We start from the raw sequence: 14,021 nt of genomic DNA, 5'->3' as shown, positions 1-14,021 counted from the left end.
GTGGTCAGTCGTCGGCGTTGGCTGCGACCAGCGCGTCGGCGCCACCGACGATCTCGCTGATCTCCTGGGTGATCTCGGCCTGGCGCGCCTGGTTGGCCTGGCGGGAGAGGCTCTTCGCCAGCTCCTCGGCGTTGTCCGAGGCCGACTTCATCGCCCGCCGCCGCGACGCCGACTCCGAGGCCGCGGCCTCGAGCAGCGCCGCGTAGATGCGGGTGGTGACGTACTTCGGCAGCAGCGCGTCGAGCAGCGCGTCGGGCGAGGGCTCGAACTCGTACGAGGTGGGGACCCCGGAGTCGCCGGTGCGCCCGGCCTCGCGGTCCTCGCGCTCGAAGTCGAACTCCTCGACCTCCTCGACCTCCAGCGGGGCCAGCCGCTTGGCGACCGGGACCTGCGCGAGCAGCGACCGGAACTCGGTGTAGACGATGTGCAGCTCGTCCACGCCGGCCACGCCGTCAGGACCCGCGCCGTCGGCGTCGTCGGCCCCGGCGGTGAACGCGTCGATGAGGACGCGCCCGACCTCCTGGGCGTCGGTGTAGGCCGGCTGCTCGGAGAACCCGGTGAAGGTCTGCACCACCGGCCGGTTGCGGAAGGAGTAGTAGGTCTCCCCCTTGCGGCCGATGACGTAGACCTGCGGCTCCTTGCCCTCCTGCCGCAGCAGCGACAGCAGCTCCTCGGTGCGCCGCAGCACGTTGACGTTGTACGAGCCGGCGAACCCGCGGTCTGAGGTGACCACCAGCACCGCGGCGCGCCGGGTCGACTGCCGCTCGGTGAGCAGCGGGTGCTCGAGCGAGGCGGACGACGCCAGCGCGGACAGGACCCGGGTGATCTCCCGGGCGTACGGCTTGGACGCCTCCACCCGGGCCTGGGCGCGCACGATGCGGGCGCCGGCGATCAGCTCCTGGGCCGAGAAGATCTTCTTCGTCGACTGGGTGGAGCGGATGCGGCGCCGCAGCGCGCGGAGGGAACCGGCCACCGGTCAGGCCTTCTTGACCTGGACGCGCTCCTGGCCACGCTCGGACGCGTCCATGGCCTCGGCCTCGGGCTCGTTGACCAGCGAGGTGCCGTCGGAGGTCGTGAACTGCTGGTAGAAGCTCTCGACGGCGCGCTCGAGGCTGCTCACCGCGTCGTCGCCGAGGGCCCGCGAGGTGCGGATCTCGTCGTAGACGCCGCTCTCGCCGCGGCCGATGTAGTCGAGGAACTCCGACTCGAACCGGCGGACGTCGGACACCGGCACGCGGTCGAGCTTGCCGGTGGTGCCCAGCCACAGCGAGACGACCTCGCGCTCGACCGGGTACGGCTGGTACTGGCCCTGCTTGAGCAGCTCCACGAGGCGCTGGCCGCGGTCGAGGGTGGCCCGGCTGGAGGCGTCCAGGTCCGAGGCGAACGAGGCGAACGCCTCGAGCTCGCGGTACTGGGCCAGGTCCAGGCGCAGGCGGCCGGCGACCGACTTCATCGCCTTGATCTGCGCCGAGCCGCCGACCCGGGACACCGAGATGCCCACGTTGATGGCCGGGCGGACACCGGAGTTGAACAGACCGGTCTCGAGGAAGATCTGCCCGTCGGTGATCGAGATGACGTTGGTCGGGATGTAGGCCGACACGTCGTTGCCCTTGGTCTCGATGAGCGGGAGACCCGTCATCGACCCGGCGCCCAGGTCGTCGGAGAGCTTGGCGCAGCGCTCCAGCAGCCGGGAGTGGAGGTAGAAGACGTCACCCGGGTACGCCTCGCGGCCCGGCGGGCGGCGCAGCAGCAGCGAGACCGCGCGATAGGCCTCGGCCTGCTTGGACAGGTCGTCGAAGACGATCAGGACGTGCTTGCCCTCGTACATCCAGTGCTGGCCGATGGCCGAGCCGGTGTAGGGGGCGATGTACTTGAAGCCGGCGGCCTCCGACGCAGGAGCGGCGACGATGGTCGTGTACTCCATCGCGCCGGCCTCCTCGAGGGAGGCGCGGATCGCCGCGATCGTGGAGCCCTTCTGGCCGACGGCTACGTAGATGCAGCGGACCTGCTGCTTCGGGTCGCCGGTCGCCCAGGCCTGCTTCTGGTTGATGATCGTGTCGAGCACGATCGCCGTCTTGCCGGTCTGGCGGTCGCCGATGACCAGCTGGCGCTGCCCGCGGCCGATCGGGGTCATGGCGTCGATGGCCTTGATCCCGGTCTGCAGCGGCTCGTGCACCGACTTGCGCTGGACGACGGTGGGGGCCTGCAGCTCCAGCGCGCGGCGGCCGGTGGTGGCGATCTCGCCGCCGCCGTCGATCGGGTTGCCGAGCGGGTCGACGACGCGGCCGAGGTAGCCGTCGCCGACCGGCACCGACAGGACCTCGCCGGTGCGGCGGACCTGCTGGCCCTCCTCGATGCCGGCGAAGTCACCGAGGATGACGACGCCGACCTCGCGGACGTCGAGGTTCAGCGCGAGGCCGCGGACGCCGCTCTCGAACTCGAGCAGCTCGTTGGTCATGACCGAGGGCAGGCCCTCGACCCGGGCGATGCCGTCGCCGGCCTCGGTGACGATCCCGACCTCCTCCCGGGACACGTCCGGGGAGTACTCGGTGACGTAGTTCTGGATGGCACTGCGGATCTCGTCTGCGGAGATCGTCAGCTCGGCCATGGCACGCGTCCTCTTCCCTGCTGGGTCGTGCTGTCTGTGGTCTGGGGTGGGGCGGGTCAGCCGGCGAGCCGGCGGCCGGCGGACTCGAGCCGGTTGGCGATGCTGCCGTCGATGACCTCGTCACCGACGCGCACGACCAGGCCGCCGAGCACCTCGGGGTCGACCGTCACCTGTAGGCCGATCGTCCGCCCGTAGATCCGGCCGAGCACGTCGCGCAGCCGCTGCTCCTGCGTCGCGGTCAGCGGCACCGCCGTCGTGACGTGGGCGACCGAGCGGCCGCGCCGGGCGGAAGCGGCCACGGACAGCCGCTCGACCCGGTTCTCCGCGTTACCGACGTGCCGGACGGTCAGCGAGTTCCGCAGCAGCTGCTCGGTGACCGGGCTGACCCGGCCCGACAGGAGCCGGTCGAGCAGCGCCGCGCGCCCCTCGGCCGGTGCCACGTCGTCGGAGAGGATGCGGGACAGCCCCGGGTCGCCGCCGACGATCCGGCCGAAGCGGAACAGCTCGTCCTCGACGCCCTCGAGCTCGCCACGCGCCTCGGCGGCGTCCAGCGAGGCCTCGGTGGCCAGGGTCTCGGCGGCCTCGACCAGGTCCAGCGGCCGCGACCACCGCTGGCGGGCGACGGTCTCGACCAGGTCGACGGCGGCCTCGGAGACCCGCCCGCCGAGGATCCGGCGGGCCAGTCCGGCCCGGTCGGCCGGCTTGGCCGCCGGGTCGGACAGGGCCCGGCGCAGCGCGACGTTGCCGTCGAGCAGCCGCGCGACGGCGAACAGCTCGTCGGCCAGGGCCAGCAGGCCCGGGCCGGCGGCACCGGCCGTCGTCGCGGCGAGGCGCTCGCGGCTGACCGCGAGCGCCTCCCGGCTGGAGGCGTCCATCAGCGGTCGCCGCCGGGGACGAACACCGTGCTGCCGGTGCGGCCGTTGCCCGCCGCACCGCCGGCCATGCCGTCGAGCTGGTCGAGGAACCGGTCGACGGTGCCGCGGCGCCGGGCCTCGTCCTCCAGGGACTCCCCCACCACGCGGCCGGCGAGGTCGACGGCCAGCGTGCCGATCTGGCCGCGCAGCTCGTTGATGACCGACTGGCGCGAGCTGGCCAGCTGCTCCTCGCCGCGGGCGACGATGCGCGCCGACTCCTCCTGCGCCTGGGCCCGCAGCTCCTCGAGGATCTGCTGGCCCTCGGCCCGGGCCTGGTCCCGGATCTGCGCGGCCTCGGTGCGTGCCTCGGCCAGCTGGGCGCGGTACTGCTCCAGCGCGGCCTTGGCCTCGGCCTGCATGGCCTCCGCCCGCTCGATGCCACCCTCGATGGCCTCGCGGCGGGCCCGGAAGACCTGCTCGAAGCGCGGGGCGATGAACCGGAAGAAGACCAGCATGACGATCGCGAACGCGATCAGCCCGATGACGATCTCGCCCAGCGGCGGGATCAGCGGGTTGTGGGCTTCCTCCGCTGCGAGGATTCTCATGGTCTCAGTGTCCCTGTCTCAGTCGGTGCCGGCCCGCGGGCGCGGATCAGGTGCCGAAGACGAAGGGGACGACGAAGCCGATGAGCGCGAGCGCCTCGGAGAGCGCGAACCCGAGGAACGCGTAGGTACGGGTCAGGCCGGCCGACTCGGGCTGCCGGGCGGTGGCCTGGATGTAGGCGGCCCACACGATGCCGACGCCGATGCCCGGGCCGATGGCGGCGAGGCCGTAGCCCACGGAGCCGATGCTGCCGGACAGCTCAGCCAGAAGATCCATGACGGGGTGTTCCTCCTGTGTCGTCGCCCGGTGTCTCCGGGCGGCTTGCGGGGGTCTTGGGGGGTGGTGCGGTCCGGGAGGTGCGCGCTCAGCCGGTCAGTGCTCGGCCTCGATCGAGCCGTTGAGGTAGGTCCCCATCAGCACGGTGAAGACGTAGGCCTGCAGGAAGATGACCAGCAGTTCGAAGAAGGTCATGACGATCGCCATCAGCGCCGAGATCGGGCCGAAGACGATCGAGAAGTTGTCCCGGCTGAACAGGTAGACCGCGCCGAGGGAGAAGACCACCAGCAGCATGTGGCCGGCGAACATGTTCGCGAAGAGCCGGACGGCGAGCGTGAAGGGCCGGACGATGAAGTTCTGCAGGATCTCGATCGGCGTGACCAGGACGTACATCGGCTTGGGCACGCCGGGCAGGAACAGGATGTCCTTGAAGTAGCGGCCGGCGCCCTGCTCGCGGATGCCGATGTAGATGTAGAGCACCCAGCAGATGCCGGCGAGGACCAGCGGGAACGCGAACCGCGACATGGGGGAGATCTGCGCCAGCGGCAGGATCGCCATCAGGTTGTTCGCGAGGATGAAGAAGAACAGCGACGCGAGGAACGGCGCGAAGGGGATCCCCTTGGGGCCGACGACGTCGCGGGCGATCCCGTCCCGGACCAGCGAGTAGCCGCTCTCGCCGATGAACTGCATCTTGCCCGGCACGATCTGCGGCCTGCGGACCGTGAGGACCATGAAGACGAGCATCGCCAGCGTGGCGAACCACAGGCCGAGCGTGATGCGCGTGATCTCGAAGTCGATGCCGAGCAGCGAGAACTCGGCGAGGGGCTCCGGGTAGAACTCGCTCAGGCCGGGGGCCTGGAAGCCGTCGCCGGACCCGCCGCCCTCGGCGGCGAGCACGTCCGTGAGCGCGAGGGCGCTGGAGGTCACCGTGGTCCCTTCTGCGTCCTGGGCCGGCTCCGTCGTCCGCCCGGGGTGTTGCCCTGCTCGGGTGCACCAGGGTCTGGTGGCAGCCCGCCGAACCGTTTGACGACCAGGTAGATGGCCGCCGAGATGCCGAGGAGGATCCCGACCGGCAGGAACACCCGCGTGTCCAACCACCGGTCGAGCAACCACCCGGCACCGCCCCACACGGCCATCCCGGAGATCATGGTCCCGATGACGGCCCAGCCGGTCTCGGCACCGCTGCCCCGAGGGGCTGGTCGCGCAGGTCGGGGCCGGGGCTCCCCACGGGTGGGGTCGTCCTCGGCCATCGCCGGGACACTATCAGCCGGGCGTGGGGGCGCCTCCCGGTGCCGGGGGGACCGTCGCCTGACCGGGTGGCGCGGGCGGCGTGACGTAGTACAGCGGGCGGGTCCAGACCCACCGCAGCTGCACGCCGCTCCACAGCAGGGCCCCCACGACCACCGCCCACGCGAGGGTCCGCCGGTCGAGCCAGCCGTCCTCCGGCAGCGCGTTGAGGATGCCGAACAGCACGACCGCCTTGACGAAGAAGGTGCCCAGGGCGGCCGGCAGCGTGAAGGTGTCGTCGACCCGCCCGGCCCAGGCGATGACCACACCGGAGAGGACGAAGAACGCCGTCACGACCAGGGCTCCGACCAGCACCCCGACCGCGTCGGCCCACCCGGCGACCAGCCCGGCCACCAGCGCGGCGACGACCGCGACCGTGCCGGTGACCAGCGTGCCGACCTTGAGGAACGACAGGTCCCACGGGACCTGCGGGGCCGGGCGGGGCGCGCTCACCGCAGCCCCTGGCCGGCGCCGGCCGCACGGGGGGCGGACGGGGTCGGCGGCGCCGGGGCAGGTGCGGCGGCCGGCACCGGGGGCGCCGCGGGCGTCGCCGGCTCCGGGGACCGGCGCCCGGCGCGGTGCGCCCGCGCGGTCGGGTGGGCGGCGCGGCTGCGGCGGCGCTGCTCGGCGATCTCGGCGGCCCGGGCCTCGCGGGCGGCACGCCGGGCGTGCGGGGCGAGGACGACGACGACACCCACGACGAGCAGCACCCCGATCACGACGAGCAGCTCGACCGTCCCGCCGGTGACCGACAGGGCCACCGCGCCGAAGGACAGGAGAGCCGCCCAGAAGTACATGGTCAGCACCGCCCGGCGGTGCGAGTGCCCGATGGACAGCAGCCGGTGGTGCAGGTGCATCTTGTCCGGCGAGAACGGCGACTGCCCGCGCCGGGTGCGGCGTACCACCGCGAGGAGCAGGTCGACGAACGGGATGAAGAGCACCGCGATCGGCACCAGCAGCGGCAGGGCCAGCGGCAGGAGGCTGGCCGCGGAGTCGAAGGACTGGGCGTCGACCCGGCCGGTGGCGCTCACCGCGGCGGCCGAGAGCATCAGCCCCACGAGCATCGACCCGGAGTCGCCCATGAAGATGCGCGCCGGGCTGAAGTTGTGCGGCAGGAAGCCCAGGCAGGCGCCGGCGAGCACCGCCGTCACGAGGGCCGGGGCGCTGGCGACCTCGTCGTAGCCGACCCGGCTGAGGTTGTAGCTGTAGGCGAAGAAGGCCAGCGCCGCGATGGCCGAGACGCCCGCGGCCAGCCCGTCGAGGCCGTCGATGAAGTTGAGCGCGTTGACCGTGAGGACGGTCAGCAGGATGGTCAGCGGCACGCCGACGTCCGGGCCGAAGGAGATGGTCCCGATGTCGGCGACCGGCAGGAACAGGAACGCCAGCTGGACACCGAGCAGCACCATGACGCCGGCGGCGGCGATCTGGCCGGTGAGCTTGGTGAGCGCGTCGAGGCCGAACTTGTCGTCGAGCACGCCGAGCAGGCAGATGAGCCCGCCGGCGACGAGGACGGCGGCGGTCTGCGAGTCGTCGAAGGTGCGCTGCAGGGCGGGCAGCCGGGTGGCCACCAGCACCGCCGCCGCGACCCCGAGGTACATGGCCACGCCGCCGCCGCGCGGGGTGGGGATGACGTGCACGTCGCGCTCGCGGGGGGCGGCCATCATCCGCAGCCGCACCGCCGCGATCCGCACCACCGGCGTGGCCAGGAAGGTGACCAGGCCCGCGGTCAGCAGGACGACGGCGTACTCGCGCACGGCTCAGCCCCCGTGCGGACCGCGCGCGGTCCCGGCCGGGCGCGCAGCGGGCGTGCTCATCGCGACGGGGCTCCCGGGGGCGAGGCGGCGGGCGGACGGGACTGGCGGTACCCCCACGGTATCCCCCCGTCACCGGACGGAGCGGGATCCGCAGCCGCCGGCGACGGGGCCCTAGTCCGTGACCTCGGGCACGACCTCGCGCAGCCGCTCGACCGGCACCGCGCCCACCCGCAGCACGCGCGGCACCGGGCCGGTGCAGTCGACGATCGTGCTGGCCGCCGAGCCCGCGCGCGGGCCGCCGTCGAGGACGACCGCGGCGTGCTCGCCGAGCTGCGCGTCCGCCTCCTGCGCGTTCGTGGCGGCGGGCCGGCCGGAGCGGTTGGCGCTGGACACGGCGAGCGGGCCGGTGCGGCGCAGCAGGTCGCGGGCGACGTCGTCGTCGGGGAGGCGGACGGCGACCGTCCCCTCGGCGTCGCCGAGGTCCCAGGCCAGCGACGGCGCGTGCTCGACGACGAGGGTCAGCCCGCCCGGCCAGAAGGCCTCGGCCAGCCGCTGCGCCACCCGGGGCACGCTCATGGTCAGCCCGGCCATCGTCGAGGCCTCCCCGATCAGCACGGGGACCGGCATGGCGCGGCCGCGGTTCTTCGCCGCCAGCAGGCCGGAGACCGCGGCGGGCGAGAACGCGTCGGCGCCGACGCCGTAGACGGTGTCGGTGGGCAGCAGGACCAGCTCGCCGCGGGCGATCGCGGCGGCGGCGGCGGCGAGACCCGCGGCGCGCTGCTCGGGGTCGGTGCAGTCGTAGAGGTCGGCCACGGGCGGTCAGTCTCCCCCAGCCCGGACGGCGGTCGTGAACCGCGGCCTCCCGGCGAGGTCGGGGTGGTCCGCGACGGCGGTGAAGTCGCCGGTGCCGCGCACCAGCGCGGGCAGCGCACTCCCCTGCGCGTCGGCGTGCTCGACGCCCAGCCCGCCGCCGGGGCGCAGCAGCCGGGCCGCCGTCGTCAGCAGCCCGCGGACGACGTCGAGTCCGTCCGGGCCTCCCCACAGCGCCAGCGGCGGGTCGTGGTCGACGACCTCCCGCGGCACCCGCGCGCCGTCGGGGACGTAGGGCGGGTTGGAGACGACGAGGTCGACGGTGCCGTCGAGGTCGCGCAGCAGGCCCGGGTCGGTCATGTCGCCGGCGAGCACGGTGACCGGCCGGTCCCCTGCCGCGGCGCGCAGGCCGGCGTTGTGGCGGGTCCACTCGATCGCCTGCGGGTCGCGCTCGACGGCGGTGACCCGCGCGCCGGGGTGCTCGTGCGCGATCGACAGCGCGATCGCGCCGGACCCGCTGCCCAGGTCGACGACGACCGGCTCGTCGACGCCGGCCAGCCGCGCCAGCGCCCACTCGACGAGCTGCTCGGTCTCGGGCCGGGGCACGAACACGCCGGGGCCGACGGCGAGCTCGAGGTGGCGGAACGGCGCCCGGCCGGTGAGGTGCTGCAGCGGGACGCGGGCGGCCCGCTGGTCGAGCAGCGCGGCGAAGCGGGCGGCGGCGTCGTCGTCGACGTCGTCGAGGGTGAGCAGTGCCGTCCGGGTGGCGCCGAGGACGTGGGCGAGCAGCAGCTCGGCGTCCACGCGGGGCGACTCGACGCCGGCCTCGGCCAGGCGGCGGGCGGCGTCGGCGAGCAGCGTGCGGGTGTTCAGGACCCGGCCGCCAGCAGCTCGGCGGTGTGCGCGCGGGTGAGCGCGTCGATGACCGGGTCGAGCTCGCCGTCGAGGACGGCGTCGAGGTTGTGGGCCTTGAAGCCGACCCGGTGGTCGGAGATGCGGCTCTCCGGGAAGTTGTAGGTGCGCACCCGCTCGCTGCGGTCGACCGTGCGGACCTGGCTGCGGCGCTGGTCGCTGGCGGTGGCCGCGGCCTCCTCGCGGGCGGCGGCCAGCAGCCGCGAGCGGAGCACCCGCAGCGCCGACTCGCGGTTCTGCAGCTGGCTCTTCTCGTTCTGCGAGCTGACCACGATGCCGGTGGGCAGGTGGGTGATGCGGACGGCGGAGTCGGTGGTGTTCACGCTCTGCCCGCCGGGGCCGGACGAGCGGAAGACGTCGATGCGCAGGTCGTTCGGGTCGACGGTGACGTCGACCTCCTCGGCCTCGGGCAGCACGAGGACGCCGACGGCGGAGGTGTGGATGCGGCCCTGCGACTCGGTGACCGGCACCCGCTGCACCCGGTGGACGCCGCCCTCGAACTTCAGCCGCGACCAGATGCCCTCGTCGGTGCGGGACTTCACCGCGATCGAGACGTCCTTGTAGCCGCCGAGCTCGGCGGGGACGGCGTCGAGGACCTCGGTGGCCCAGCCGCGGCGCTCGGCGTAGCGCAGGTACATGCGCAGCAGGTCGCCGGCGAACAGCGCGGACTCCGCGCCGCCCTCCCCCGCCTTGATCTCGAGGATGACGTCCTTGTCGTCGTCGGGGTCCTTCGGGAGCAGCAGCTCGCGCAGCCGGTCGGTGAGCTCGTCGATGCGGGTCTCGAGGCCGCGGGCCTCCTCGGCGAAGGAGGGGTCCTCGGCGGCCAGCTCGCGGGCGGCGTCGAGGTCGTCGCGGGCGGTGTCGAGCGCGCGGGCGGTCTCCACCACGGGCGCGAGCTGGGCGTAGCGGCGGCCCAGGCGCCGGGCGCGGCCGGCGTCGGCGTGCACCGCGGGGTCGGCGAGCTCGGTCTCCAGCGCGGCGTGCTCCTCGAGCAGCCCGCGCAGCCGGTCGGGCGCGGCGTCGGTCGGGCTGCTCATGGCGTACCTCTCGTGCGGGGTGGAGCGGGGGTGGACACGACGACGGCGCCCGTCCCACGCGAGGTGGGACGGGCGCCGTCGGGGGTGCTACTTGCCGGCGGTGGCGCCGCGCTTGCCGAACCGCTTCTCGAAGCGGGCCACGCGGCCACCGGTGTCGAGGATCCGCTGCTTGCCCGTGTAGAAGGGGTGGCAGGCGGAGCAGGTCTCGACGGTCAGCGTGCCGCCGGGGGCGGTGCTGCGGGTGGTGAAGGTGTTCCCACACCCACAGGTCACCGTGGTGGTGTGGTAGTCGGGGTGGATACCGGACTTCATGATGCGGGCCTCTTCCGGGGACGTCTCGGTGCTGTTGTCGTGAACGCCGGCGGCCGGCCGGTCATTCCGGCCCTGCTCGGGGCGCTGGCGCGGGGCTCGGCCGACCAGTATCCCCGATCGGCCGAGCGCGGCGGCGGGCGGTGCGTCAGTCGCGCTCGGGGCCGAGCGTCGTCTTCTGGATCTGCATGAGGAACTCGACGTTGTTGCGCGTCTTGCGCAGCTTGTCGAGCAGCAGCTCCAGCGCCTGCTGCGGCTCGAGCGCGGCGAGCACCCGGCGCAGCTTGATGACGATGGCCAGCTCGTCGGGCGAGAGGAGGATCTCCTCCTTGCGGGTGCCCGACGCGTTGACGTCGACGGCCGGGAAGACCCGCTTGTCCGCCAGCCGGCGGTCGAGCTTGATCTCCGCGTTCCCCGTGCCCTTGAACTCCTCGAAGATGACCGTGTCCATCGTCGAGCCGGTCTCGACCAGCGCCGACGCGAGGATGGTCAGCGAGCCGCCGTTCTCGATGTTGCGGGCGGCCCCGAGGAAGCGCTTGGGCGGGTAGAGCGCCGTCGAGTCGACACCGCCGGACAGGATCCGCCCGCTGGCGGGGGCGGCCAGGTTGTAGGCGCGGCCCAGGCGGGTGATCGAGTCCAGCAGGACGACGACGTCGTGGCCCATCTCGACCAGGCGCTTGGCGCGCTCGATCGACAGCTCCGCGACGGTGGTGTGGTCCGACGGCGGCCGGTCGAAGGTCGAGGCGATGACCTCGCCCTTCACCGAGCGCTGCATGTCGGTGACCTCCTCGGGCCGCTCGTCGACGAGGACGACCATGAGGTGGCACTCGGGGTTGTTCGTGGTGATCGCGTTGGCGATCGCCTGCAGCACCATCGTCTTGCCGGCCTTGGGCGGCGACACGATGAGCGCGCGCTGCCCCTTGCCGATCGGCATGACCAGGTCGATGACCCGGGTGGTCAGCTGGTGCGGGTCGGTCTCCAGCCGCAGCCGCTCCTGCGGGTAGAGCGGGGTCAGCTTGGTGAACTCCGGCCGGTTGCGTGCCTGCTCGGGGTCCAGGCCGTTGACCGAGTCGAGGCGGACCAGCGCGTTGTACTTGTCCTTGCGCTCGCCCTCGCGCGGCTGGCGGACCGCGCCGGTGATCGCGTCACCGCGGCGCAGGCCGTGCCGGCGCACCTGGGACAGCGACACGTAGACGTCGTTGGGGCCGGTCAGGTACCCCGAGGTCCGGACGAACGCGTAGTTGTCCAGGACGTCGAGGATGCCGGCGACCGGCAGCAGGACGTCGTCCTCGCTGACCGTCGGCTCGCTGGGCTGGTCGAAGCGGTCCCGGCCGTTGCGGCGGTTGCGGTCCCGGTAGCGGCGCCCGCGACGGCCGCGGCCGCCCTCGAAGTCGTCGTCGTCCTCATCGTTGCGGTTGTCCGCGCGGTCGTTCCGGTCGGTGCGGTCGTTCGGCCGGGCGTTGCGGTCGGTGCGCTCGCCGCGGTCGGGGCCGCGCCCGTCGCGCTGGCCGTCGCGCTGGCCGTCGCGCTGGCTCTCGCGGTTGCCGTCGCGCTGCCCGTCGCGGTTGCCGCGCTCGGCGCGGTCGCCGTCGCGGGCGTCGCGGCCGTCCCGGTTGCCGTCGCGCTGCCCGTCGCGGTTGCCGCGCTCGGCGCGGTCGCCGTCGCGGGCGTCGCGGCCGTCCCGGTTGCGGGTGCGGTCGCGGTTGCGGGCCGGGCGGTCGCCCTCGGCACGGTCGCCGTCGCCGCGGTCGCCGTCGCCGCGGTCGCCGCGGTCGGCGTCCGTCCGGTCGCCGTCGGTGCGGTCAGCGGCGGGTCGCTCGCCCTCGGTGCGCTCCGCGGGCGGGGCGGCCGGCGGAGCCGCGGCGGGGGCCTCGGCGGCCGGGGCCCCGGCAGCGGGCGCCTCGGCAGCGGGGGCCGCGGCGGCGGGCGCCTCCGTGGTGGGGGCACCGGCCGGGCGGCTGGCGGCACGCCGGCGCCGCGGGGCGCCCTCGGCCGGGGCGTCGGCGGCGGGGGCGGTCACCGGACCGCTGTTGGCGCCCCCGGTGACGGGGGCCTCGACCGGCGTGGCGGTGGCGGCGACGGCGTCGGCGCCCCGCGAGGCCGGGACGTTCGGGGCCGCGTCGGCCGGGGCGCCGGGCGCCGGGACGCTGCCCGGCGTCGCGCCGCCGACCTGGCGGGCGGAGATGGCGGCGACGAGGTCGCCCTTGCGCATGCGGCCCGTGCCGGGGATGCCCAGCTCGGCCGCGAGCCGCTGCAGCTCGGGGAGCAGCATGCCGGCCAGCCCACTGCCGCGGCGGCGGGAGCGGCCCGCCGTGCCGGTGGCCGCAGGTGCCTCGCCCGCAGCGCCCTCGGGGGCGCCGGTGGTGGCGAGGTCGGTGGTTTCGCTCACGTACAGGTCCTTCCCTGCGGTGGCCTGCGCCTACCAGCGCAGGAGGTGACCCGGCGCCGCCCCGTCCATCTGTTCCGGACAGGGGGGACGGCGGATCGAGTGGGTGCGGAGCGGGGATCAGCGTCGACAGGAAGGTCGTCTGCAACGTTCCGCGCGAGGCTCGCCCGAGGGGCGGCTACGCAGCAAGCCTAGGACTCGCCCCACGGACGGGACAACACCGCTGACCAGCGGAGTGTTCCTCGTTACGAAGACGATACCCCAGGCGTCACTCGAACCACTCGGGCGCCGCCGTGGTCCACCTCCAGGGGGTACACCCGCCACCCGTCCGGGGTGATCCCGCTCACCTCGCGCACCGCCGCCGCGTCCCCCGGGACGTCGTCGGGGTGCCGCCGCGCGAGCACGAGGACGCTGGGCCCGGCCCCGGACACGACGGCGGCGTGTCCGGCCGTGCGCAGCCGGTCGACCAGCGCGATCGTGTCCGGCATCGCGGCCGCGCGCTGCCGCTGGTGCAGCCGGTCGTCGGTGGCCTCGAGCAGCATCGCCGGCTCCGCGGTCAGCGCGTGCACCAGCAGTGCGGCGCGGGCGGCGTTGAACGCGGCGTCGGCGTGCGGCACCAGGTCCGGCAGCAGCGTGCGCGCGGTGTGCGTCGACAGGGTCGCCTCCGGCACCAGCACCACCGGCACGACGTCCTCGCTCACCGGCAGCCGGTCGGCCCGCGCGCCCTCGGGCGTCGTCCACGACAGCGTCGCGCCGCCGAGCAGGCAGGCGGCGACGTTGTCCGGGTGCCCCTCGAGCTCGTCGGCCAGCCGCAGCACCGCGCCGTCGTCCCGGACGTCGACGTCGGGGCACAGCTCGAACGCGCCGACCACACCGGCGACGACGGCCGCGGCGGACGAGCCCATCCCCCGGCCCTGCGGGATCGCGTTCTCCGCGCGCACGCACAGGCCCGGCGGCGTCCAGCCGAGCCGCTCGCAGGCGGCGCGGAAGGCCCGCACGACCAGGTGCCGCTCGTCGGTGGGCAGCTCCCCCGCGCCGACGCCGGACACCTCGACGGTGAGCCCGGAGTCGGCCACGGCGAACTCGACGACGTCGTGCAGCGTCAGCGCGAGGCCGGCGCAGTCGAACGCCGGACCGAGGTTCGCGCTGGTCGCGGGCACGCGCACCCGCACGGAGGACCGAGTG

Annotated in this window: 15 protein-coding genes; all 15 read right to left on the bottom strand. The window is 74.3% G+C overall.

Features of this window, described 5'->3' with window-relative positions:
- Positions 1-4: 4 nt before the first annotated feature.
- Positions 5-973: a F0F1 ATP synthase subunit gamma gene (locus ACI79Z_RS17700; RefSeq protein WP_387992464.1), complete on the bottom strand. Its 969-nt coding sequence runs from the start codon at positions 971-973 to the stop codon at positions 5-7.
- Positions 974-976: 3 nt separating this feature from the next.
- Complete coding sequence (gene atpA, locus ACI79Z_RS17695) at positions 977-2,608, bottom strand: F0F1 ATP synthase subunit alpha (RefSeq protein ID WP_387992461.1); 1,632 nt, start codon at positions 2,606-2,608, stop codon at positions 977-979.
- Between the two features lie 56 nt (positions 2,609-2,664).
- Positions 2,665-3,483 (bottom strand): F0F1 ATP synthase subunit delta, encoded by an 819-nt coding sequence (locus ACI79Z_RS17690; protein ID WP_456903380.1) that lies wholly within the window; start codon positions 3,481-3,483, stop codon positions 2,665-2,667.
- Positions 3,483-4,067, bottom strand: coding sequence for a F0F1 ATP synthase subunit B (locus ACI79Z_RS17685; protein ID WP_387992455.1), 585 nt, complete (start codon positions 4,065-4,067; stop codon positions 3,483-3,485). The genes ACI79Z_RS17690 and ACI79Z_RS17685 overlap by 1 nt, the downstream gene beginning before the upstream one ends.
- 46 nt (positions 4,068-4,113) lie before the next feature.
- On the bottom strand, positions 4,114-4,341 hold the full coding sequence (gene atpE, locus ACI79Z_RS17680; RefSeq protein WP_387992453.1) for an ATP synthase F0 subunit C: 228 nt from the start codon (positions 4,339-4,341) through the stop codon (positions 4,114-4,116).
- A gap of 96 nt (positions 4,342-4,437) precedes the next feature.
- Entirely contained in the window at positions 4,438-5,268 is an 831-nt protein-coding gene (gene atpB, locus ACI79Z_RS17675) for a F0F1 ATP synthase subunit A (RefSeq protein WP_387992450.1), read from the bottom strand.
- Complete coding sequence (locus ACI79Z_RS17670) at positions 5,265-5,489, bottom strand: AtpZ/AtpI family protein (protein ID WP_387992448.1); 225 nt, start codon at positions 5,487-5,489, stop codon at positions 5,265-5,267. Before ACI79Z_RS17670 ends, atpB begins: the two co-directional genes overlap by 4 nt.
- Positions 5,490-5,604: 115 nt before the next feature.
- Positions 5,605-6,081, bottom strand: a complete 477-nt coding sequence (locus ACI79Z_RS17665) for a hypothetical protein (protein ID WP_387992445.1) — start codon at positions 6,079-6,081, stop codon at positions 5,605-5,607.
- Positions 6,078-7,382, bottom strand: coding sequence for a glycosyltransferase family 4 protein (locus tag ACI79Z_RS17660; RefSeq protein WP_456903379.1), 1,305 nt, complete (start codon positions 7,380-7,382; stop codon positions 6,078-6,080). The genes ACI79Z_RS17665 and ACI79Z_RS17660 overlap by 4 nt, the downstream gene beginning before the upstream one ends.
- Positions 7,383-7,553: 171 nt before the next feature.
- Positions 7,554-8,195 (bottom strand): L-threonylcarbamoyladenylate synthase, encoded by a 642-nt coding sequence (locus ACI79Z_RS17655; RefSeq protein WP_387992439.1) that lies wholly within the window; start codon positions 8,193-8,195, stop codon positions 7,554-7,556.
- A gap of 6 nt (positions 8,196-8,201) precedes the next feature.
- A complete protein-coding gene (gene prmC, locus ACI79Z_RS17650) occupies positions 8,202-9,050 on the bottom strand; it encodes a peptide chain release factor N(5)-glutamine methyltransferase (RefSeq protein WP_456903387.1) in 849 nt (282 codons plus the stop codon).
- A gap of 11 nt (positions 9,051-9,061) precedes the next feature.
- A complete protein-coding gene (gene prfA / locus ACI79Z_RS17645; RefSeq protein ID WP_387992436.1) occupies positions 9,062-10,141 on the bottom strand; it encodes a peptide chain release factor 1 in 1,080 nt (359 codons plus the stop codon).
- Between the two features lie 87 nt (positions 10,142-10,228).
- Positions 10,229-10,453, bottom strand: coding sequence for a 50S ribosomal protein L31 (rpmE, locus tag ACI79Z_RS17640; protein WP_387992433.1), 225 nt, complete (start codon positions 10,451-10,453; stop codon positions 10,229-10,231).
- Between the two features lie 145 nt (positions 10,454-10,598).
- Complete coding sequence (gene rho / locus ACI79Z_RS17635) at positions 10,599-12,839, bottom strand: transcription termination factor Rho (protein ID WP_456903378.1); 2,241 nt, start codon at positions 12,837-12,839, stop codon at positions 10,599-10,601.
- A 242-nt stretch (positions 12,840-13,081) separates the two neighbouring features.
- The gene (thrB, locus tag ACI79Z_RS17630) at positions 13,082-13,996 is read right to left on the bottom strand and encodes a homoserine kinase (RefSeq protein ID WP_387990070.1); all 915 of its coding nucleotides are present in this window, start codon (positions 13,994-13,996) and stop codon (positions 13,082-13,084) included.
- Positions 13,997-14,021 lie beyond the last annotated feature (25 nt).

This window comes from Geodermatophilus sp. SYSU D00663 (genome assembly GCF_054050655.1).
This window is presented reverse-complemented; position numbering and strand designations above follow the sequence as displayed.